General features: G+C 39.1%; 19 protein-coding genes and 1 pseudogene. 19 read left to right on the top strand and 1 reads right to left on the bottom strand.

Annotation, left to right across the window (positions count from 1 at the left end; genetic code table 11):
- Nucleotides 1–7: 7 nt before the first annotated feature.
- The 6 genes from I0Q91_RS04200 to I0Q91_RS04175 are packed head-to-tail and all read left to right on the top strand — an operon-like array spanning nucleotide 8 to nucleotide 8,483.
- Entirely contained in the window at nucleotides 8–433 is a 426-nt protein-coding gene (locus tag I0Q91_RS04200; RefSeq protein WP_270453064.1) for a hypothetical protein, read from the top strand.
- A 20-nt stretch (nucleotides 434–453) separates the two neighbouring features.
- On the top strand, nucleotides 454–3,717 hold the full coding sequence (locus I0Q91_RS04195; protein WP_270453063.1) for a hypothetical protein: 3,264 nt from the start codon (nucleotides 454–456) through the stop codon (nucleotides 3,715–3,717).
- A gap of 40 nt (nucleotides 3,718–3,757) precedes the next feature.
- Entirely contained in the window at nucleotides 3,758–5,101 is a 1,344-nt protein-coding gene (locus I0Q91_RS04190; RefSeq protein ID WP_345790952.1) for a glycoside hydrolase family 30 protein, read from the top strand.
- A gap of 35 nt (nucleotides 5,102–5,136) precedes the next feature.
- Nucleotides 5,137–6,546 (top strand): family 16 glycosylhydrolase, encoded by a 1,410-nt coding sequence (locus tag I0Q91_RS04185; protein WP_270453061.1) that lies wholly within the window; start codon nucleotides 5,137–5,139, stop codon nucleotides 6,544–6,546.
- A 4-nt stretch (nucleotides 6,547–6,550) separates the two neighbouring features.
- Complete coding sequence (gene mgrA / locus I0Q91_RS04180; RefSeq protein WP_270453060.1) at nucleotides 6,551–7,549, top strand: L-glyceraldehyde 3-phosphate reductase; 999 nt, start codon at nucleotides 6,551–6,553, stop codon at nucleotides 7,547–7,549.
- Nucleotides 7,550–7,553: 4 nt separating this feature from the next.
- Entirely contained in the window at nucleotides 7,554–8,483 is a 930-nt protein-coding gene (locus I0Q91_RS04175) for an aldo/keto reductase (RefSeq protein WP_270453058.1), read from the top strand.
- A gap of 61 nt (nucleotides 8,484–8,544) precedes the next feature.
- Here I0Q91_RS04175 and I0Q91_RS04170 read toward each other — a convergent pair whose 3' ends face one another.
- Nucleotides 8,545–9,834, bottom strand: a complete 1,290-nt coding sequence (locus tag I0Q91_RS04170) for a diguanylate cyclase domain-containing protein (protein ID WP_270453056.1) — start codon at nucleotides 9,832–9,834, stop codon at nucleotides 8,545–8,547.
- A gap of 273 nt (nucleotides 9,835–10,107) precedes the next feature.
- Here I0Q91_RS04170 and I0Q91_RS04165 point away from each other — a divergent pair, with 273 nt between their 5' ends.
- The 13 genes and pseudogenes from I0Q91_RS04165 to I0Q91_RS04105 all read left to right on the top strand — a co-directional run bounded on the left by I0Q91_RS04165 (nucleotide 10,108) and on the right by I0Q91_RS04105 (nucleotide 21,632).
- On the top strand, nucleotides 10,108–10,854 hold the full coding sequence (locus I0Q91_RS04165; RefSeq protein ID WP_270453054.1) for a class I SAM-dependent methyltransferase: 747 nt from the start codon (nucleotides 10,108–10,110) through the stop codon (nucleotides 10,852–10,854).
- Nucleotides 10,855–10,940: 86 nt separating this feature from the next.
- A complete protein-coding gene (locus tag I0Q91_RS04160) occupies nucleotides 10,941–11,678 on the top strand; it encodes a flavodoxin family protein (protein ID WP_270453052.1) in 738 nt (245 codons plus the stop codon).
- Nucleotides 11,665–12,036: a DUF8058 family membrane protein gene (locus I0Q91_RS04155; protein ID WP_270453051.1), complete on the top strand. Its 372-nt coding sequence runs from the start codon at nucleotides 11,665–11,667 to the stop codon at nucleotides 12,034–12,036. The genes I0Q91_RS04160 and I0Q91_RS04155 overlap by 14 nt, the downstream gene beginning before the upstream one ends.
- A 76-nt stretch (nucleotides 12,037–12,112) precedes the next feature.
- Nucleotides 12,113–12,352, top strand: coding sequence for an RNA chaperone Hfq (locus I0Q91_RS04150; protein WP_270453050.1), 240 nt, complete (start codon nucleotides 12,113–12,115; stop codon nucleotides 12,350–12,352).
- A 227-nt stretch (nucleotides 12,353–12,579) separates the two neighbouring features.
- Nucleotides 12,580–13,995 (top strand): NADP-dependent phosphogluconate dehydrogenase, encoded by a 1,416-nt coding sequence (gene gndA, locus I0Q91_RS04145; protein ID WP_270453049.1) that lies wholly within the window; start codon nucleotides 12,580–12,582, stop codon nucleotides 13,993–13,995.
- 63 nt (nucleotides 13,996–14,058) lie between these two features.
- On the top strand, nucleotides 14,059–15,567 hold the full coding sequence (gene zwf, locus I0Q91_RS04140) for a glucose-6-phosphate dehydrogenase (protein WP_270453048.1): 1,509 nt from the start codon (nucleotides 14,059–14,061) through the stop codon (nucleotides 15,565–15,567).
- Nucleotides 15,554–16,192, top strand: coding sequence for a cyclase family protein (locus I0Q91_RS04135; RefSeq protein WP_270453047.1), 639 nt, complete (start codon nucleotides 15,554–15,556; stop codon nucleotides 16,190–16,192). The genes zwf and I0Q91_RS04135 overlap by 14 nt, the downstream gene beginning before the upstream one ends.
- Nucleotides 16,182–16,391 (top strand): aldo/keto reductase, encoded by a 210-nt coding sequence (locus I0Q91_RS04130; RefSeq protein ID WP_345790951.1) that lies wholly within the window; start codon nucleotides 16,182–16,184, stop codon nucleotides 16,389–16,391. The genes I0Q91_RS04135 and I0Q91_RS04130 overlap by 11 nt, the downstream gene beginning before the upstream one ends.
- A 90-nt stretch (nucleotides 16,392–16,481) precedes the next feature.
- On the top strand, nucleotides 16,482–17,537 hold the full coding sequence (locus I0Q91_RS04125) for an HD-GYP domain-containing protein (protein ID WP_270453046.1): 1,056 nt from the start codon (nucleotides 16,482–16,484) through the stop codon (nucleotides 17,535–17,537).
- A gap of 425 nt (nucleotides 17,538–17,962) precedes the next feature.
- Nucleotides 17,963–18,706: a CPBP family intramembrane glutamic endopeptidase gene (locus tag I0Q91_RS04120; protein WP_270453045.1), complete on the top strand. Its 744-nt coding sequence runs from the start codon at nucleotides 17,963–17,965 to the stop codon at nucleotides 18,704–18,706.
- A 23-nt stretch (nucleotides 18,707–18,729) separates the two neighbouring features.
- Complete coding sequence (locus I0Q91_RS04115) at nucleotides 18,730–19,647, top strand: hypothetical protein (protein ID WP_270453044.1); 918 nt, start codon at nucleotides 18,730–18,732, stop codon at nucleotides 19,645–19,647.
- A gap of 15 nt (nucleotides 19,648–19,662) precedes the next feature.
- Nucleotides 19,663–20,259, top strand: a pseudogene (locus I0Q91_RS04110) (S41 family peptidase); the annotation flags it as partial.
- 125 nt (nucleotides 20,260–20,384) lie between these two features.
- Nucleotides 20,385–21,632, top strand: a complete 1,248-nt coding sequence (locus tag I0Q91_RS04105; protein ID WP_270453043.1) for an L-lactate MFS transporter — start codon at nucleotides 20,385–20,387, stop codon at nucleotides 21,630–21,632.
- Nucleotides 21,633–21,686: the final 54 nt, after the last annotated feature.

The following is a 21,686-nucleotide window of genomic DNA, read 5'->3' as shown; positions in this document are numbered from 1 at the left end:
TGATAATATGAATATAGAACAGAAATTACTAGATATTAAAACCTACAGCGAAGAAGGCTACAGGCCAGTTATCGATTATGATAGCTGGCGTGTGGCTGTTTTAAATTACTGTGATGAACTGCTCCCGGAAAATATTACAAAATTTCAGAGACATGACGAGACAGACGAAGTTTTCGTCTTATTAAAAGGGAGCTGCATACTCTTTATCGGTGAGGGCGATGAAGAGATTGAAGAGATTCATGCCCAGTCGATGGAGCCCTTAAAACTTTATAATGTCAAAAAATCAGTCTGGCACAGTCATTCCCTGAGCCAGGAAGCCATGGTGCTCATCGTAGAAAATCGAGATACAACCGATGCAAACTCCCCGGAAATCAAATTAAACAGGAAACAGCGCAATCAATTAATCAGACTAGCAGACGAATTATTTAAATAATATTTCAGGAGGTTAAAAGAATGACAGAAGAATATCAACTAAATGGTCAGGGCCATTTTATAATAAAAAACTATCAGAACAAAAAAACATTTGCCAGTTTTCTGCCTGGTATAGCTGGAAAACTGGGCATCCCAATCTGGGCATTCTATGTCAATAGAGGCCAGGGTATTGCCAGTTTTGGCTCTGAAAATAAAGATAGCTCGATCATGGAATTCTATCCGGCAAATAAATCCTATCAGAATGTAGCCACTAAAGGTTTTCGGACCTTTTTTAAATTAAAGGATACAAAAAATGGAACAATCTATGAACCTTTCAGAAACTTAAATGAAAATATTACAACAGAAATGATTATTGCTCCCCATGCCCTGACAATAAAGGAGATAAACCAGGAATTAAAGCTTAAAATAGAAGTCAAATATTTTATCCTGCCCAATGAAAACTTTGGCAGCCTGATAAGAAGAGTTTCAGTAAGAAATCTCTCCAACCAGCCACAACAGATAGAGATTCTGGATGGTATGCCAATCCTTGTTCCCTATGGAATCGAACATGGAGCCTTAAAAGACGTAAGCCAGACAATCTCAGCCTGGTCAAAGGTCTATGGTTTTGAAGATAAAACCCCATTTTATCGTCTTAGAGCCACGGCTGAAGATGAGGCAGAGATTAAAAAAATGACAGCAGGCAATTTCTACTTTGCCTTTACCAGCAAAGCAGACAGCAAACAGCTATTAACTCCCCTGGTCGATAGAGATGTCATCTTTGCCGAAAAGACCGGACTGGAAGATCCACTGGGCTTTAAAAGAAATGAACTGGCAGATTATCAGGATGAGCAGATTTTAGAAAATAGATTTCCAGCAGCTATGGCCGCTACCAGCATAACACTAAGACCTGCTGAAACTATCAAAATCAATTCAGCCTTTGGCCATCTGGCTGACCAATCCCGACTGGCAGAAGTAAAAGATAAAATTATGACCGAAGATTACTTAAATAACAAAGAAGCAGAAACAGAAAATATCCATAAATATTATGGCGATAATATCCTGACAGTCAGTGGCAATTCAGAGCTTGATGCCTACAGCAGTCAGACGTTCCTTGATAACCTTTTAAGAGGTGGCTTTCCGATTAGCCTCGGTGAAAAGGAAAATAAGACCACCTATCATATCTTCTCAAGGAAACATGGTGATTTAGAAAGAGATTATAACGACTTCTTACTGGAGCCAACCTATTATTCTCAGGGTAATGGTAACTACCGGGATATCAACCAGAATAGGCGCTCAGATAACTTCTTCAATCCAGAAGTTAAAGAAGATAATATAAAGACATTTGCAAACCTAATCCAGGCAGACGGATACAATCCCCTGGTTATAGAAGGAAGCAAATTTATCATCTCCAGACAGGAAGCCAGAGATAAAATTAAAACCCAACTTAAATCAAAAAATAGCACCAGTCTTCTAAATAGACTGGAAAAACCATTCACTCCTGGCCAGATAGCAGTCTTTATTGAAAATCACAGGATAGAGCTTAAACAGGATCTGGAATCCTTTATTGATTTAGTAATTGATAACTCCTCATCCTGGACAGAAGCAAAATTTGGCGAGGGTTACTGGATAGATCACTGGACCTATAATCTAGATTTAATCGAAAACTACCTGGCTGTATATCCAGATAAAGAGCTAGAACTGCTCTTTAAAGACAGGACTTATACTTTCTATGACAATCATGTTAAAGTCCTGCCTCGGTCTAAAAAGTATCAGCTGACAGAAAATGGTCCCCGTCAGTACAATGCCCTTAAAGAAGATGAAGCCAAAAAAGAAGAGATAGCAAACAGGGAGAAATTCCCCTATTATCAGAGAACAGAAAATGGCGAGATCTATTATACCGATCTAACCACCAAGTTATTAACCCTTATAATCAATAAGATTTCAACTCTGGACCCTGCAGGTACAGGCATTGAGATGGAAGCCAATAAACCAGGCTGGTATGATGCCCTGAATGGACTTCCAGGTATTTTCGGCTCATCGATAGCCGAGACCATGGAGCTTCAAAGACTGGTAGAATTCCTATCAGAAAAACTCAATAACCTCTCCAGCCAGGTAACAGGAGTAGGCCTGCCAGAAGAGGTAGCCGAATTCTTCAATAAAATAAACCAGCTCCTGGAGGACTGGAAAGATAATCAGAATAACTTTAACTACTGGCAGAAGGCCACTAAAGCCAGAGAAGACTATCGTGACAGGGTCTTTAACTCATTCTCAGGAGATGAGACTCAGCTAACTATCAGCGAAATCCAGGACTTCTTAGAGCTGGCCAATCAAAAATTAATTGCTGCAGTAAATTCAGCCAGAGAAGATTCAGGCCTATATACAATGTATTATTCCTATGAAGCAGTAGATTATGAAAAAACCGGTGAACTACCAGATAGCGGGCGTCCATTACTTGAAATCAATGAATTCAAACAGCATAGATTACCTGCATTTTTAGAAGGTCAGGTTAGAGCCATGAAAGTTCTAAAATCTAAGGAGCAGGCTAGAAACCTCCATCAGAGCGTCCAGAAGAGCGAACTTTATGATCAACCCTTAAAGATGTATCGGGTCAATGAGAGTCTTTCAGATCAATCCCATGAGATTGGCAGGGCCAGAGCATTTAGCCCGGGCTGGTTAGAAAATGGCTCAATCTGGCTCCATATGGAATATAAATATCTATTAGAACTGATCAAATCAGGTCTTTATGAAGAGTATTATCAGGCTATAGAGGGTGCCCTGGTGCCATTCCAGGACCCTGAAACATACGGCCGGAGCATCCTTGAAAATAGCTCATTTATTCTGAGCAGCCTGAATAATGATAGCAAAAACCATGGCCGGGGTTATATTGCCAGATTAAGCGGTTCAACTGCCGAGTATCTTCATATCTGGTCATTAATGGCCTTTGGCCCGAAACCATTTAAGTTGAATAATGATGAGCTAATATATTCTCCAGAGCCAGCATTAAAATCCGATTTATTTACAACCAGAAGCAAGCAAGTTAAACTTCAGGTCTCAGAGACTGAATCTGAAGAGATAGAGATACCTGAAAATGCCTTTGCCCATCGCTTCCTGGGCCATACCCTGGTCGTCTATCATAATCCAGACCGGAAAGACACCTTTGGTCAGAATAAAGCTGAAATTAAGAGGTATGTGGTCACAACTGAGCGAGGTACAAAAATAAAAGTTGAAGCAACAGATATCAAAGGTGCACTTGCGCATAGAATTAGAGATTTAGAGATTAAACAGATAGATATTTTCTTGAAATAAGACTGGTATCAAAAACAGAAATAAGAAGAAGGTGAGAAAAATTTCTAAATATATTAAAATCATCGAAACTGCAAAAGGTACAGACTTAAGACTTACTGAAAAAGAAAGAGTAGAACTAACTAATCTGGAAAGATCAAATACTAAAAAGCCTGTCATAGAGCTGGATAGCTCAAAGAAATACCAGGAAATTTTAGGTTTTGGCGGAGCCTTTACAGAGGCTGCAGCCCATACCCTGTCTCAAATATCTCCAGAATTAAGACAGGAGGTGATCGATAGCTATTTTAATCAGGATAATGGCCTTGGCTATTCACTGGGCCGGATCCACATTCATAGCTGTGATTTTGCCCTGGAAAACTACACCTATGTCGAAGAAAATGACAAAAAACTTGAAACCTTTGATATCTCAAGGGATAAAGAAAAAATAATTCCACTAATCAAAGATGCTATAGCCGAAAGAGGCGATAATCTCAAGCTTCTGGCCTCTCCCTGGAGTCCTCCGGCCTGGATGAAGACCAATAATGAAATGAATAATGGTGGCAAGCTCCTGCCTGAATACCGGGAGACCTGGGCAAAATATTTCACTAAATTCATTAAAGCCTATCGCCAGGCAGGCCTTGATATCTGGGGAGTCTCAGTCCAGAACGAACCAGAGGCTGTCCAGACCTGGGACTCCTGCATCTATACACCTGAAGAAGAACGGGATTTCATAAAATGCTTTCTTGGTCCAATCATGGCAAAAGAGAATTTAGAAGATGTAAATATCTTAATCTGCGATCATAACAGGGATATCATAGTTAAAAGAGCTTCAGCAGTCCTCTCAGATAGAGAAGCAGCCAGTTATGTCTGGGGCACAGCATTCCACTGGTATGTCTGCGAAGAGTTTGAGAATGTCGGCAAAGTCCATGAACTTTATCCAGATAAACACCTCCTATTTACAGAAGGCTGCCAGGAAGGCGGCACCAAAATAGGCGAATGGTTTACCGGCGAAAGATACGGCAGAAATATTATTGGTGATTTAAACAACTGGACTGAAGGTTATCTCGACTGGAATCTGGTCCTAAATGAAGAGGGTGGCCCAAATCATGTTGGCAATTACTGTGATGCCCCAATTATTGCCGATACTAAAGAAAATAAGCTCCACTATAATAGCTCATATTACTATATCGGCCATTTCAGCAAATACATTAAACCAGGCGCCAGAAGAATAGCCTGGCAATCAGACTTAGATGACCTAAATATAACAGCCTTTGAAAACCCTGATGGCAGCATTGCTTTAGTAGTAATGAATGAAACAGACAGCGATTATCAATTTATCTTAAACCATGATAATTCTGGAGCAGAGCTAGAAAGCAAGGCCCATTCAATTAAGACTATTATCATTTAAATCAAAAAAATTAATCCCTAAAGGAGGGGAAAACTTTGAGTAAAATCAAAGAAAAATCTATTAGAAAACAGATAATTATTGGTTCTGGTGTTTTGATGCTGGCAGTCCTTTTAACATTTAGCTTAACTACAGCTGTTCAGGCAGATAATCTTTTAAGTAATGAAGATTTCACCGGGGAAATCTACAGGGCAGACGATGATTTAGAAGAAGAAGGCACAGGCAACTTTGATACTCTAAACAACTGGCTCTTCCTGGAAAATGGAGGTCAGGCAACTGCAGAATTAGATGATGAGAGACTTAAAGTAGATATCAGTGATGGCGGCGGAACTTCCTATGCAGTTCAACTGCTTCAGGCCCCATTAACAATTGAAGAAGGCTATCGCTATCAGGTAAGTTTTGATGCCAGAGCTTCAAAAGAAAGAGATATGGAAATAAAAATAGGTGGAACAGGCGGCAGAGGCTGGACCTCTTATAATCCTGGCCAGGGCGATACAAACGGCATGTTATTTGATCTAACAGAAGAAATGACAACCTATGAATTTGAATTTGTCATGAATCAGGAAACTGATGATTTAGCCAGATTTGAATTCCAGTTAGGCCTTGACGATGGAACTATCTGGATCGATAATGTAGAGTTAGAGCAGGTAGAACAGGTCGAAGAAGTCGATAGAACAGAACCTGAACCTGATACAGAATGGGTCTATGATGACGATTTCTTCTTTATCTTTAATGTCGCAGTCGGTGGACACTGGCCAGGCTATCCAGATGAAACCACTGAATTCCCAACCAGAATGGAAGTAGACTATATCAGAGTACTTGATCAGAACGGCAATTTAGAATGGGAAGATCAGTTCGACGGTGATGAAATTAATGAAGATTACTGGACCTTTGAAATCGGTAATGGCCACGCCCAGGGGATTCCTGGCTGGGGTAATGCAGAACTTCAGTATTATACAGAGGGCGAAAATGCCTGGATAGAAGATGACAGACTTATAATCGAAGCCCGTGAAGAAGAAAGATCCGATGAATTTGGCAGCTATGATTACACATCAACCAGAATGATCACCCAGAGCAAAGTCAACATGGAATATGGCCGTGTTGAAATTAGTGCCAAACTACCTGATGGCGGTCAGGGAGTATGGCCAGCACTCTGGATGTTAGGCGAAGATATCGACGAAGTCGGCTGGCCCCAGTCTGGCGAAATTGATATCATGGAATTTCTAGGCCAGAATCCAGATGAAGTCCACGGGACAGTCCATGGTCCAGGCCATTATGCCGGAGATGGAATCGGCAACAATTACATCCTGCCAGAAGGCGACTTCACCGAGGGTTTCAATACATTTATCCTTGAATGGGAAGAAGATGAAATGCGCTGGTATGTCAATGATGAACTTTTCCATGCAATCGAAAGAACAGAAAATGATGGAGTAAGAAAGGACAGGTAAAACTATGACTTACATTCCAGCTGAAAATAGATACGAAAAGATGAAATACAACCAGGTCGGCCAGAGTGGCCTTAAACTCCCGGCTGTATCATTAGGCCTCTGGCACAATTTTGGCCATGTAGATGAATTTGCCAATAGCCGGAAATTGATCCAGACAGCCTTTGATTCAGGGATTACCCATTTCGATCTGGCGAACAACTATGGTCCTCCCCCGGGGTCTGCTGAAAAGACCCTGGGCAGAATCTTAAATCAAGATCTAAATGGCTACAGAGATGAACTGGTAATCTCAACAAAAGCCGGTTACGGCATGTGGCCAGGGCCCTATGGAGATGGTGGTTCCAGGAAATACCTCATTTCAAGCATAGATCAAAGCCTGAAAAGACTTGGCCTCGAATATGTAGATATTTTCTATCATCACAGGCCAGACCAGGAAACACCTCTGGAAGAATCAATGCAGGCCTTAGATACAATCGTAAAACAGGGCAAGGCCCTCTATGTCGGAATCTCAAACTATGGCCCGGACGAGACTGAAAGGGCCTATAAAATACTGACAGAACTGGGCACGCCATTTATCATCCACCAACCGGCCTATTCTATCTTTAACCGAACAATCGAAGATAAATTATTAAAGGTTATAAAAGATAAAGGCCTGGGTACAATCGTCTTTACGCCACTGGCCCAGGGTTTATTGACAGATAAATATCTCGATGGAATCCCTGCTGATTCCAGAGCAGCAAGCTCCAGCCAGTTCCTGAATGGCAGTGATATAACTGAAGCTAAACTAAATAAAATTAAAAAGCTAAATGAAATAGCTAATAAAAGAGGTCAGTCGCTGGCTCAGATGGCTTTAGCCTGGGTTTTAAGGAGAGAAGAGATTACATCAGTCCTGGTTGGCGCCAGCAAACCTGCTCAGATCAAAGAAAATGTTCAGATAATCGGAAACCTGAGCTTTAGCGAAGAAGAATTAAACGAGATAGATAAAATTTTAGAACTGGGGGCATAAAAGCATGCGGAGAAAACTTGGAAATACAGGCATAGAAGTTTCAGAAGTCGGCTTTGGAGCTTGGCAGCTTGGCAATACCAGAGAAGACGGTTCAACCGGTGAAAAAGCAGTTGAGTTAGTCCATAAGGCAATAGATCTAGGCTGCAATTTATTTGATACAGCTCCTAATTATGCGCTGGGCAAAAGTGAAGAGATATTAGGCAAGGCATTAAAGAATAAACGAGAAGATGTCGTTATTAACAGTAAGTTTGGCCATTCACCTGAAGACAAAATAGACTTTAATCCTGATCTAATCAGAGATTCAGTTGCAGGCAGTTTAAAACGCCTGCAGACAGATTATCTCGATTCACTACTATTGCATAATCCACCCTTCGAAGCTCTTGAGGGCAAAACAGAGCATTTCGATATCCTGGCAGAATTAAAGTCCGAGGGCAAAATAAAAGCCTATGGAGCCTCTGTAGATACCAGCAAAGAAATCTTTGCATTATTAAATAATACAGATGCCCAGGTTATTGAAATCATGTTCAACATTTTTCACCAGGAGCCTAAAAAAGCATTTGCCGAGGCCAGTAAAAAAGGAGTTGGCCTGATTGTAAAAGTTCCTCTCGATTCTGGCTGGTTAACAGGGAAATATGACTCCAGCAGCAGCTTTACAGGAATTAGAGAGAGATGGTCAGAGGCTGAGATTACAAGGCGCAGCAAGCTGGTAGATGGTGTCAGGAAGATAAAAGATGAAGACACAAGTATGGTCCATGAAGCTATAAGCTTCATCCTCTCCTATCCTGAAATATCAACAGTTATACCAGGTGTACGAAATACAGAGCAATTAAGCCATAATCTGGCAGCCAGAAGCTTAAGACTCGATGATTCTAAATTAAAAGATTATGAAAAACTCTATAATGACAAGATAAAAGACAACCCTCTTAATTGGTAATTAAAAAGCCTGGCAGGAACCTTCCTGACCAGGCTTTATTCTTATAAATGATATTTATGATTTAACCCTCACCCTTATTTATTTTCTTATGTTCATACATCATTTTATCAGCCTCTTTAAAGGCATCCTCTAAACTTTCTTCTTTTTCAGTCATCACACCATATCCCACAGAAATGGAAAAGACCTTAACTATTTCATCGCTGCTGTTTTCACTATCTATATAAGCTTGCTCCATCCTTTTAATACGGTTATAAACAGCTCTTGCCCCTGACTTCCCAGTCTCTGGCAGAATAATAGCAAACTCATCGCCACCTATCCTGGCTGCTATATCTTCATTTCTTATACATTCTTGTATCATATCAGCAGCAGTCTTAATATATTCATCACCGGCCTGATGGCCATAATTATCATTAACATATTTAAGATTATCAAGATCAGCAACTAAAATAGTAATTGGCAGCCTTCTACTATCATTTAGCCTATCAATTTCATTTTCAAAGTAAGCTCTATTATAAAGATCAGTCAGTTTATCATGATAAGAGAGGTATTCAATCTTATCCTGTTGCTCCTTTCTATCAGTGATATCAATTGAAGTACCAACAATCTTTTCTATTTGGCCATTAATTATCACTGGAGAGAGCTTTGTTAGCCAGATCCTGGAACCAGCAGGTAATTCAAGCACCTCTTCATAGGTGACTGTTTTTCTAGCTTCCAGACATCTGCTATATTTTCTAATCAGTTCTTCTCCCATCTCCTCACCAAAAGCTTCAACAGGAGTCTTTCCCTTTATATCATCAGTCTTTAGCCCGGTTGACTCCTCATGAAATCTATTTAACCGTTGAAATCTAATTTCACCATCAGTGTAATTCATTAAAAAGATAGCATTATCAACATTAGAAAAAATAGTCTCATACTCCTGGGATAATTTTTCAACCTTCAGGCTATTCAGCTTAGCTTGAGTAATATCCCGAACAGAAATAATCACATTTTCATCTCTATCACCTGGATTTAAGGCAATCATCCTGGCTTCATAATATAACTTTTCTCCCTTTATTTCCAGACTATATTGGAAAGAATCTGCAATATCATTTTGTAAAATATTTTCTAAACTATCTGTAAATAGATTATATTGTTCCTGATCAAGAATATCAGATATATTTGTCCCAATTGCTTCTTCAGTAGGCAACAATAAATCCTCTACCTTGCCAGTCCAGAGATCTAAAATCTCTCCATTAGAATTAATTAGAAAAATCAGGTCAGGTATTGAATCCAAAATTCTCTCTAAATTATTAATATTTTTATGCAGTTCACCGATTATCTTATTATTTTTAAACGATTTAATCCTGATCACCTCCAGACTTCCGTAAAACTAAATTAATTATATATTTAATTCAAAAATAATCAAGCAAAAGAAATAAAACCCATTATTTAACTAAAGATTTAAAAACAAAGTGACTTGACATTAAACTTTTGAATAATTCAATAGAGTTATATAATTGATAACTATTTTCTATAGAAAACTGAAATTAATGATTAATCTGCAACTTTTTATAAATACCTGCAGGAGTTCACTCCTTTCTCTTGAAATATATATATAATAATATTCAACTTAAAGGGTGATACCATGAAAAAAATAACAGGGAATTTTATCAGAAAATCCTTTGGCCAGGCAGTAACTGAATATACAAAAGCCATAGAAGAAATCGGCCTCTGGGAATCAGAAAAATACGTCTTCAATAAATATTTTACTGATAAAGATAAATCAATCCTGGATATTGGCTGTGGAGCCGGCAGAACCACCTTTGCCCTCTATGAACGGGGCCACCATAATATAATCGGCCTCGATCTAACCCCGGAAATGATCGATTCAGCCAGAGAATTAAACAAAAAAAGAGCCACAGATATAGAATTTATCACCGGCGACGCCACCGATTTAAATTTTACTGATAACTCCTTCGATTACGCCCTATTTTCCTTTAATGGCCTGATGCAGATACCAAAAAGAGCAAACAGAATCCAGGCCTTAAAAGAGATCAGAAGAGTTCTAAAGCCTGGCGGCATCTTCATCTTTACAACCCATGACCGGGAAAATAATGAGAACTACAAAGAATTCTGGGAGAAAGAAGAAAAAATCTGGGCTGAAGGTAAAGAAGATGAAAGGGTCTATGAATATGGCGATAAAACTCTGCCATCCGGAGAAAACGGCAGAGATACCTTCATTCATTTCCCAGACCGTCAGGAGATACTCGAATGCTTAAAAGAAGTCAAACTGCAACTAGTAGAAGACTTTTACAGAGAAGCCCTCATAGAAGAAAGCGATGAAATCAAAAAGTTCTCAGCTGAATGCCGATTCTGGATAACTAAAAAATAAAATTTATTCAGCAAGAGCAGAAACTCTATCAAATAATTTCAAATAATGATATAATTAACATTATTTAATAGAAATGAGGAGTCTACTTGAAAATAACAATAATTTACGGCAATCAAAGAAAAGGCAGCACCTATAATTCTGTCCAGTTATTAAAGGAAGAGTTAAATCGGAATGGAACCATTGAATATTCCGAAGTTTTCCTGCCAGCTGATTTGCCAGAATTCTGTAGAGGTTGCTTTGACTGTATATTAAAAGGTGAGGAACACTGTCCGGATAAGAAACAGATTCAGTCAGTCATAGCTAAGATGCTCTCAGCAGATGGCGTGATTCTGGCCTCTCCGGTATATGCCCTGGATGTCTCAGCCCCAATGAAAAATCTGCTGGATCACCTTTGCTACCTATGGCTGGCCCATCGCCCGGATAATCAATTTTTCACTAAAACCGGTTTCGTGCTCTCGACATCAGCAGGTAAAGGCACAAAAAGGACCAACAGAACTTTAAAATTAACCCTTGATTATCTTGGTTTCAAGAGAGTATATTCATATGGCGTTAATGTCGCAGCTTCAGACTGGTCCGGTATCAGTGAGAAAAAGAAAACTAAGATAAAAGCTGATCTAACCAAAAAAGCAGCTAAATTTTATAAAGCAACAATAAACCGAGAAAACCTTAGATTTCGGCCTAAAACAAGAGGCATATTTCTAATGATGAAAAACCTTATAAAAACCTATGATGACGATAATCTTGATAAAAATTACTGGCTGAAGCAGGGCTGGCTCAATGGAAACTCCCCATATAAAAAGGAGGTTATTAGTGAGGAAAAATAAATCAGCAGCAATATTTGCAATTGTTGTTGGAATCTCAATGCTAGGAATGTGGACAGTCTTTTATCTTACAGGTAATATACCAGAGCTTGAAACAAAGCCTGTCGAGCTGGCATTTCATCTATTTGCAGAATTTATTACAGCAGTACTATTAATCAGTGCCGGGGCAGGGCTATTAAAAGCGACCAGCTGGGGCTATAACCTCTACCTGATTGCAGCAGGAATGGTTTTGTATACCATGATAATGAGTCCAGGATACTTCCTTCAGACTGGTGATGTAGCTTTCCTTATTATGTTTGGAGTTTTAATTATTTTAACCTTTTATTTTTTAGCAGTAATTATTAAAAACAAAAATATCTAAATCTATGTTATAATTAAATTATTTTCAGTACCTGCTAATTGGCCCATAAGGCGACCATACAAAGGAGGTAATTTAAATGTCAAATAATTTAGATTATCAGAGCAAAATGCTGGAGGCGATTAAAAAGAAGAATATCTGGACAAAATTTTATCTAACTGATGGCAGGCTATTAGAAGGTGAGATAGTTAATTTTGATAATTTTGTAATTGTTATCAGACATGGAGAAAAGAATAAGATGATTTACAAACATGCAATCGCAACAGTAGCCCCGGATGAAGATGTAAAAGCAGGAGTAGGCATTGTTGATGATGAGTAATGGCCCTAATTAAATCTGATCAAATCTGCCCTGGTATTCCAACCAGGGCATTTAATTTACCTATTACCTTACATTTTTCACTAAAACTGCAGGAAATAAAGCTTCAATATCTAATTATAATATAGGTATTAATTTTAATAATTAATGCAAATCAACATCTGACTATAAAAAATCAATAGAAATGCCCTGAATGTAGTTAAATATAATAAATTGAAAGGGGAGATATTATGTCAGCAAGATCTGATATCGGAATAATCGGCCTGGCCGTAATGGGACAGAACCTGGCCCTGAATATAGAAGATAAAGGCTTCAAAGTCGCAGCATATAACAGGAGTACAGAAAAGACTACCAATTTTATCGAAAAACGGGCAGAAAATAAAGATATTAAAGCCTGCTATAGCCTGGAAGAACTAACAGCAGAATTAACTAGCCCCAGGAAAATAATCCTGATGGTAAAGGCCGGTAAGCCAGTAGATCTGGTCATAGAAAGCCTCCTGCCATTTCTGGATGAAGGCGATATTATTATAGATGGCGGCAACTCACATTTTCAGGACACAGACCGGCGTTTTAGAGAACTTAAAGAAAAAGGTATTCATTTTTTAGGCACAGGAATCAGCGGTGGTGAATATGGCGCACTCCATGGCCCCTCCCTGATGCCAGGAGGAGAAAAAATAGTCTATAATCAGCTTGAAGATATCTTTACAGCTATAGCAGCCAGAACAGATAATGGCCCCTGTGTTGCCTATCTTGGCCCTGGATCAGCCGGCCATTATGTCAAGATGGTCCATAATGGCATCGAATACGGAGTTATGGCCTTAATTTCCGAAATCTATGATATCATGCGGAAAGTCCTGGACTTAAAGCCAGCAGCAATGGCCGAACAATTCCAGAGCTGGAATCAAAGCCAGAACTCATTTCTCCTGGAGATAACAGTTGAAATCCTAAAAAGAGAAGACCCTGAAACCGGCAGGCCATTAATCGATCTTATCCTGGATACAGCCAAACAGAAAGGCACAGGCAAATGGAGTGCCGAAGAAGCCCTGGATCTTGGCTGGCCAGTTCCGACAATAACAGCAGCAGTAAACTCCCGCTCCCTATCATCCTTTAAAGCCCAGCGGGAGAAAATAAATAGCCGAATTGGAGGCTGGACTAAAACCGATCTAAACCAGCAGGATTTCCTGAATAATATGGAAAGTGCCCTGTATTTAGCCACTATAATCGCCTATAGCGAAGGGATGACCCTGCTTGCATCAGCCTCTTCAAAATATGATTATGACCTGAAGCTGGCTGAAGTGGCCAGGGTCTGGCAGGATGGCTGCATTATCCGCTCTGATCTATTAAAAGCGATCCGTGAAGCCTATCTAACAGAAGATTTCTTCCATCTGCTGGCCTCAGATCAATTTAAATCTGATATAACCGGCAATCTCTCAGCCCTTAGAGAAGTAGTCACGCAAATCAAGGCCCTGAGGCTTCCGATTCCTGCCCTGAGCTCAGCACTGGATTACCTTGATATGCTAAGAAGCAAAGAACTTCCTGCCAATCTAATCCAGGCCCAGCGGGATTACTTTGGAGCCCATACCTATCAGAGACGTGACAAAGCTGGCAGCTTCCATACAGAATGGCAGGATATCCATAATATTTAACCAGCGTCAGGGGATATCCATAATATCTAAACATCAACTAGAGCCTGGAGAGGAGGAAAGATAATGAATAATAAAATGCCAGAAATGATCCAGCTTGTAATCTTCGGAGGCACAGGCGATCTCAGCCGCAGCAAATTAATACCTGGCCTCTATAAACTATATAAAAGAAATTCCCTGCCAGATCAGCTGTCCATACTTGGCCTGGCCCGGAGCTTTTCCAGCAGAAAAGCCTACCTTCAGAGCCTGGAGCAGTCCTTAAAAGAGGAAAACCCTGAAATATATACAAAAGAAAGCTGGAATAACTTTAAAGAATACCTGGATTACCTGCAGATGGATTTCACCGAAGATATCGGTTATAACAAACTTTATCATCATCTAAATGACCAGGAAGGCAACCAGGCTGGCCGGCACTGCATCTATTATCTTGCCACAGCTCCTGAATTCTTCCCGATGATCACAGAAAACCTAAAGGAACACCGGCTAAGCAAGTCCAGAGAACCAGGCTGGCCCCGGCTGGTTATAGAAAAACCCTTTGGTTATAGTCTAAGTTCAGCCAGAGATTACAACTCACAGATCTGCCAGGTATTTCCAGAAGAAAATGTCTATCGGATCGATCACTATTTAGGCAAAGAGATGATCCAGAACATCCTGACCATGCGCTTTGCCAACATGTTCTTTGAACCTATCTGGAATAAACATTATATAGATAATATCCAGATCGTTTCAACTGAGACCAGCGGGATTAAAACAAGAGGCAAATATTACGATAATGCTGGAGCCCTCAGAGATATGGTCCAGAGCCACCTGCTCCAGATGCTGGCCCTAATCACCATGGAATCACCTGCTGATATGTCCACAGAATCGATCCGTCAGGAAAAAATCAAATTACTAAAAACTCTAGCCGATAGTCCTTCTTTAGGTGATCTCAGAGATAACCTTGTTATTGGCCAGTACAAAAGCGGAATTATCGGTGACAGGACTGTCCCTGGCTATCAGGATGAAGATAATATTGCCAGCAACTCCAGAACTGAAACCTTTGCAGCAGTAAAGCTAAATATTAATAACCTCCGCTGGCGAGGAGTGCCCTTTTATTTAAAGACAGGCAAAAGGCTTCATAAGAAAAGCGCAAAAATTTATGTCCAGTTCAAAGATGATTTCCATCCTGCATTAAGCAAAGATAAAAACCCGGAGGCCAACCTCCTGATAATAAAGATCCAGCCAGAAGAAGGCGTTTCCATGCAGTTTAATGCCAAAGAACCAGGCAGCCAGGATAAGATAACTTCCGTCTTTATGGACTTCTGCCAGCAGGCTCCAGATCTCCAGAACACACCAGAAGCCTATGAAGAATTATTGCTAGCCCTATTTAAAGGAGATCAAAGTCTCTTTACCCACTGGGATGGAGTCAAAAACTCCTGGCTTTATATTGACAAATTGAGAGATTATATTGAAGCAAATCGTCTTGAACCAGAAAAATACAACCCTGGCAGCAATGGCCCGACATCTTCAGAAGAGATGTTAAATAGAGATGGTCGTCGCTGGTGGGATGAGGAGGAATTCAATGCAAATACATGATATATCAATGCAAATCAGTCCAGATATGCCAGTCTATAAAGGCCGGGAAGAAAAGCGGCCCCGTTTTAAAACAGTGGCAACCCATCAGGATGGTTCAGCCCATGAGACAGAAATCACCTTAAATCTCCATACCGGGACCCATCTGGATGCGCCACTCCATATGCTGGCCGAAGGTTCTGATATTTCCTACCTGGATGGCAAAGAGCTAATCGCACCCTGCCAGGTATTCGATCTAACCAGTGTTGAAGATAAAATAACAGCCGCTGACCTGGTTGACCTGGAACTCAAACCAAACCATTATTATCTACTAAAAACCAGAAACTCAGTGCCAGATTTCTTAAACAAACATCCAGAAGAATTCATCTATCTGGCAGAAAGCGGAGCAGAAGTAATAGCAGCAGCCAATCCAATTGGAGTTGGCATCGACAGTCTGGGCATTGAACGGGTCCAGCCAGAACATCCAACCCATAAAACCCTGTTAGGAAATGGAATAATAATTATAGAAGGCCTCCGACTCTATGAAATAGAGGCTGGCGACTATAAATTAATCCTTGCCCCATTAAAGATTGCCGGAGTAGAAGGATCCCCGGCCCGGGCGTTCCTGCTGGAAGAAGATAATCAATAATAAGCAGGCCCAGTTTGCCCTCAAATGGATACTTATGAATGACGCAGTAAGTTGTGTAATTCCTGGTGGCAAAAAGCCATGGCAGGTTGAAGATAACGCAGCAGCTTCTGAAGCAGAACAACTTTCTGACAGAGTTATGGCCGAAGTAGATAGAATTTACGATAAATATTTAAGAGATAGCATACATCCTCGCTGGTAAAATTTTAATAGATAATTTATCAAGCCAGGGCTCATATTCTCGCAATTAATTATTTTATAACAATAATTATTTTAGTTGGCGGTGATATTCTTGACATCCAGCAAAGTCAGGTCGATAAAAGTAAAAACAGAAAATCTAAAGCCAGGTATGAAAGTAGCCAGAGATATAGAAAATGACACCGATGGCATTTTCATACCTGCCAGAACAATTTTAAAAGAAGACCATATTTCAAGAATCAAAGAGCTAGGTCATAAATATATCTATGTAATCTTTAAAAAGGAAGAGCCAAGCAAAGAAGAAGCTGCAAGAAAGAAAAAGCTTGAAAAAGAATATAAAGAAAATACAGCCAGAGTCAAAAATCTATTCAATAAAGTTAAAAAAGATAAAAAAATAGAATATAATGAAATTAAAGACCTGGTTGTCGAAGCCAACAGACTGGGCACCGAAATGGATATCCTGGACCTTGTCAACATGCTAAGAACAGCCGATGAATACACCTACACCCATTCATTAAATGTTAGCATCATGGCCAACATGTTTGCAGACTGGCTAGATTTCGATAATAAAAATCAGATAAGCCTGACATTAACAGGTCTGCTCCATGATATCGGCAAAGCAAGAATACCAGATGAAATACTAAATAAGCCTGGCAGTTTAAGCGATGAAGAATTCGAAGAAATGAAAAAACATACCATCTATGGCTACCAGATGATAACAGATATAAAAGAAATACCGCCAGAAATTAAAATGGGAGTAATAACTCATCATGAGCATTTTAATGGAGATGGCTATCCCTTAAAGATCAAGAGCAAAAAAATCCCGCTCTTCGGTAGAATCATAGCCATCGTAGACGCCTTCGATGCAATTACAGCCAATAGAGTCTACAAAGCAAAAAGCTCGCCATTTCAGGCAATAGAAATCTTTGTAGAAGAAGAGACCACTCATTTTGACCCTGGCTTAAAACAGGTATTTCTGGAACATCTGCCTAACTACTTTATCAAAGAGAATGTCATTTTAAATGATGGCAGAATAGGAGAGATAGTTTTCATAAACCCAATCAGACCAGAATCGCCAATCGTAAAAGTATCCGACCAATATATAGACCTGGCCAAAGAAACAGAAATAAAAATCAAAGAGTTATTTTAATAAAGATTTTAAAAAACAAAATATTATCATTTAATTGATCCAGGCGATCCTGTCTGGATTTTTTATTTTGGTGGTATATAAAAAAGCATATAATATGGAATTTTAAGTTATAATATAATTATAACTTAAATTCACAATTTAGCATCCTGGCTTTTTCAACACATGCTTAAACCAGTTTAATAAATTAGACTAGAATTTTTTACCCTATTTTATAAGTTATATCTTTATCCAGCAACAATTCTACTAATTTTCTCATTTTTGCAGGGGTATTTATAGGAATAATGAAATATATAAATGAATAATTCTATCAACTAAAAGAGGAGGATACTTGATGTTAAGTATTGTTAAAAAAATTTTTAAGAATTATTCATTAATTATCTTTCTTGTTATAACCTATATTTACACCTGGTTCATAATAGAGTGGATTGGAAAGTCTAACAGGATTAGAATTTTTGCGTAATTTAGGGGTATTAGGTCCTATGATAGCCGCTGGCATTGTAATTTATTTTTCAGGAGAAAGTCTGAAAAATTGGGCTGGACAATTTTTGAATTATAAAGTTAAATTAAGATGGTATCTTATTGCTCTTGGAATCCCTCTGATTTCAGTGATATTCGATACTCTTGTTTTAGCTATAATAGGTGGTGACCCAGTAGAATTTGGAGTTCTTCCTGGCAGGCTGGTCATCTTTGTTCCCTACTTTCTTTATCAAACCTTTTTGCATGGAGGATTAGAAGAATTTGGCTGGCGTGGATTTGCTCTGCCCCGGTTACAGAATAAGTATAACCCATTAATTGCCAGTATAATTATTGGATTTTTTTGGGCTGCATGGCATCTCCCGTTGTTTTTTCAACCGGGGTCTCCATATTATGACTGGTTATTCCCTCTTTATCTCTTTCGAACAATAAGTTTATCTATCATATTAACCTGGTTATATAATTGTTCTAAAAAGAGTCTACCTGTAGTTATGATCTTACATGGAGCCGGTAATGCTGTCATGTTATTATATCCTTTTCAAATGGATTTAGAGGCCGTTGAAATGCCATTAATACTGCAGATATCTATGCTTGTTTTCCGGTTTGTAATTGCAGCGGTTATAATAATTACCTCTGGGAAAAATCTTGGCAAAGATCAAAATCAAAAAGCTGATATTCTTTCCCAGTTTAAATAATATTATTGAGAGGTGGATAATTTATGAGTATTTTTAAATCTCAAAAATTCCAGCCAGTTCTACTTATAATAACCATTATCACCATAATAGGATTTAATATTTTAGATAATAGCCAGGCCCTCGCAGAAGAAATTGATAGAATCCAGCTCAGAGAAGACTTTCAGCAACTTCTTTATGACTATGATTCCAGTGAACTCCAGGAAGTATTCACTTCAGAATACCTTGAAAAATTAAAAGTAGATGGTCCAGAAGATCTTATCGATCGCCAGGAATATATCACAATTGAAGAAGCAATTGCCGATACAGAATTCTTATTTAAAACCCTGAAATATGGCTATGCTGGCTATCAATTTTTTGGCGGCGATCAAAAGTTCAACACTGCCGAAACCAACATTATCCAAAATCTTGAAGCTGAAGGTACTCCTGAAGAAAAAATTAAAGTAGATAAACTGGATAGCTTTATAAATTCAGAACTAGCTTATATAAAAGATAATCACTTTAGAGTTGGCGAGATTATGCAGGGAGTCGATTACAGACTATTCTATAATGAGGGCCTCAAATTTAATAGAGAGATAACTGATGCTGGCGAAATTAATTATATCGAAAAAGAATCAGGCCATGAATTTCAGAGATTAGCCGGATATGAACTTGAAGAATCAATCTGGCCCTTTATCGACAGAGATGGCAATAAACATTATCACCCTGGCTTACTGCTTGAAACTACTGAAAAAGAACAAACAGCAATAGCCAGGGAGATACAGCTAAAATCAGATCAAGAATATACAGAGGAAATCTCACTTACTAAAATCCAACAGCAGGAAAATGAAAGCCAGTTAGGTAGTCCAGAAAAAGATGAAATATACAAGAAAACCGAAATCAATGGAATTCCAGCAATAAAAATCAGAAGTTTACATCCTCTAGATTCCAATCAGGAAGCCTAGCTCAACCAATTTCTCTCTGATGCCAGAAATCTTAGTGAATACGATAAATTAATAATAGACTTAAGATGGAATGCCGGTGGCTCTCCGCAGTATGCCGGTAGATGGCTCCAGAGATTCACAGGCAGATATGTTGGAGAAAATCAGGTTGAAGCCTATCTCAGAACCGAGGCTTCCTATAGATTAATGAAAAATAACCTCTGGCAGTACCCACCAGAATCCCGTCAACGATTTAAAACTACTATAGAAAACAATTACAGCCCTCTCTCACACCGGGGCTGGTCAGATATTAGAATAGACCTGACCCGGGAACTGGAAAATGATACAGACCTGATAGTACTGACCAATAGCCAGACGATTTCAGCAGGAGAATATTTCATAAGATACCTCAGGCAGTTAGAGAATGTAACCTTCATAGGCAGTAATACCAGAGGTTCATTATTATCCGGGGGATTCTCTCAATTTATCCTAAATAACTCTGGAATAAGAGCTGGAATTGGTACCAGAATTAATTTTGAGCCAGACTTAAAAAACAGAGAAGGCAGAGGCTACTTCCCTGATTACTGGCTGGAATTTCCAGATGAACTGGAAAAACTTAATTTCAATAATCTTTAAAATTTAAGCCTTTTTAATAAATATAATTTATTATTATGCAGGTATTCCTTTAAATATGTCTAATTATAATAATAAGGAAAACAAAAAATATAGTGACTTATAAAAAGGCTTTCAGGAGGAGCAGCATGAAAAATAATATAAAAAACAGTGAAAAACTACTTCGTAGACGCTGGATTGTTTTATTTGGAGGGTTTTTGCTATCATTAATGGGTGGTATGAGTTATGCCTGGGGTTCATTTGTGCTACCACTGGCTGAAAATTGGGGCTGGACAGCGGCTCAGGCCAACCTGCCATTTACTGTTATGATCATAGTATTTTCATTAACAATGATTCCAGCAGGCTGGCTCCAGGATAAATATGGCCCTAGAAAGATAGCAATGGTTGGATCAATAATCTTCCTGGTAGGATATAGCCTGGCAGCTCTCATGAGATTTTTCCCCTACCCAATCTGGTTAACCCTTGCTTATGGAATTGGTGTCGGGATAGCCTGTGGACTCACCTATGCTACAATAGCTCCAACAGCTCGGAAATGGTTTGCTGATCGTCCCGGGTTTGCAGTTTCCCTGGCAGTTATGGGATTTGGTCTGGCAGCTGTTATTTTTGCACCATTAAAAAAAGAGATGATTGCAGTTTGGGGAGTTGATGGAACTCTCTTTGCTCTGGGTATCTTTATAACAGCAGTTTCATTTATAGGAGCAAATCTTATAAAAAACCCTCCTTCAAACTGGAAAGCTCCTGAAAATGTAAATTCTAACTTTAAAGTTAAGGATGTTATTAAAGTGGTGGAAGAGGTGACGCCACAGGAATTCATAAGAACACCAAGGTTTTATATGCTATGGTTAGCACTTGCCGCAGTAATAGGTGGTGGTTTAACAGCTATTGGTCTTTTAACAGCCTATGGGGAGATAGAACTTCAGCTGGCACCTGCTTTTGCAGCATTTTCTGTTTCATTTTATTCTCTGGCAAATGGTATGGGCAGACCTGCTATGGGTTGGATGGCTGACCGTTTTGGATCCATTCGAGTTATGATCGGTGTTTATATAATTCAGAGTTCAGTCTTTATAGCTTTTCCCTGGGTGGCAACAAATTATCTATTACTCTTTATATGTTCACTTCTGCTTGGTCTGGGCTATGCAACCACCTTTGCCCTATTTCCTGTAGTTGTGGCAAAGATTTCAGGAACCAAACATCTTGGCATGAATTATGGCCTGGTCTTTAGCGCCTTTGGACTTGGAGCTATAACAAGCTTAATAGGCTCCTGGCTTTTAGATCTTACCGGTTCTTTTACACCAGCATTTTTGCTGGCCGGATTTGCAACAGTATTTGGATTAATTCTTTTAATGATACTTTATAAAAAATTCGTGCTCAGGTAACTTAAAATGGTGATATTCCTGACATCAAGCAAAGTTAGATTGACATAAATTAAA

Source organism: Halonatronomonas betaini (assembly GCF_015666175.1).
Taxonomy (GTDB): domain Bacteria; phylum Bacillota; class Halanaerobiia; order Halanaerobiales; family Halarsenatibacteraceae; genus Halonatronomonas; species Halonatronomonas betaini.
The sequence above is the reverse complement of the archived record's forward strand: the minus strand, read 5'-3'. Positions and strand labels throughout refer to the sequence as shown.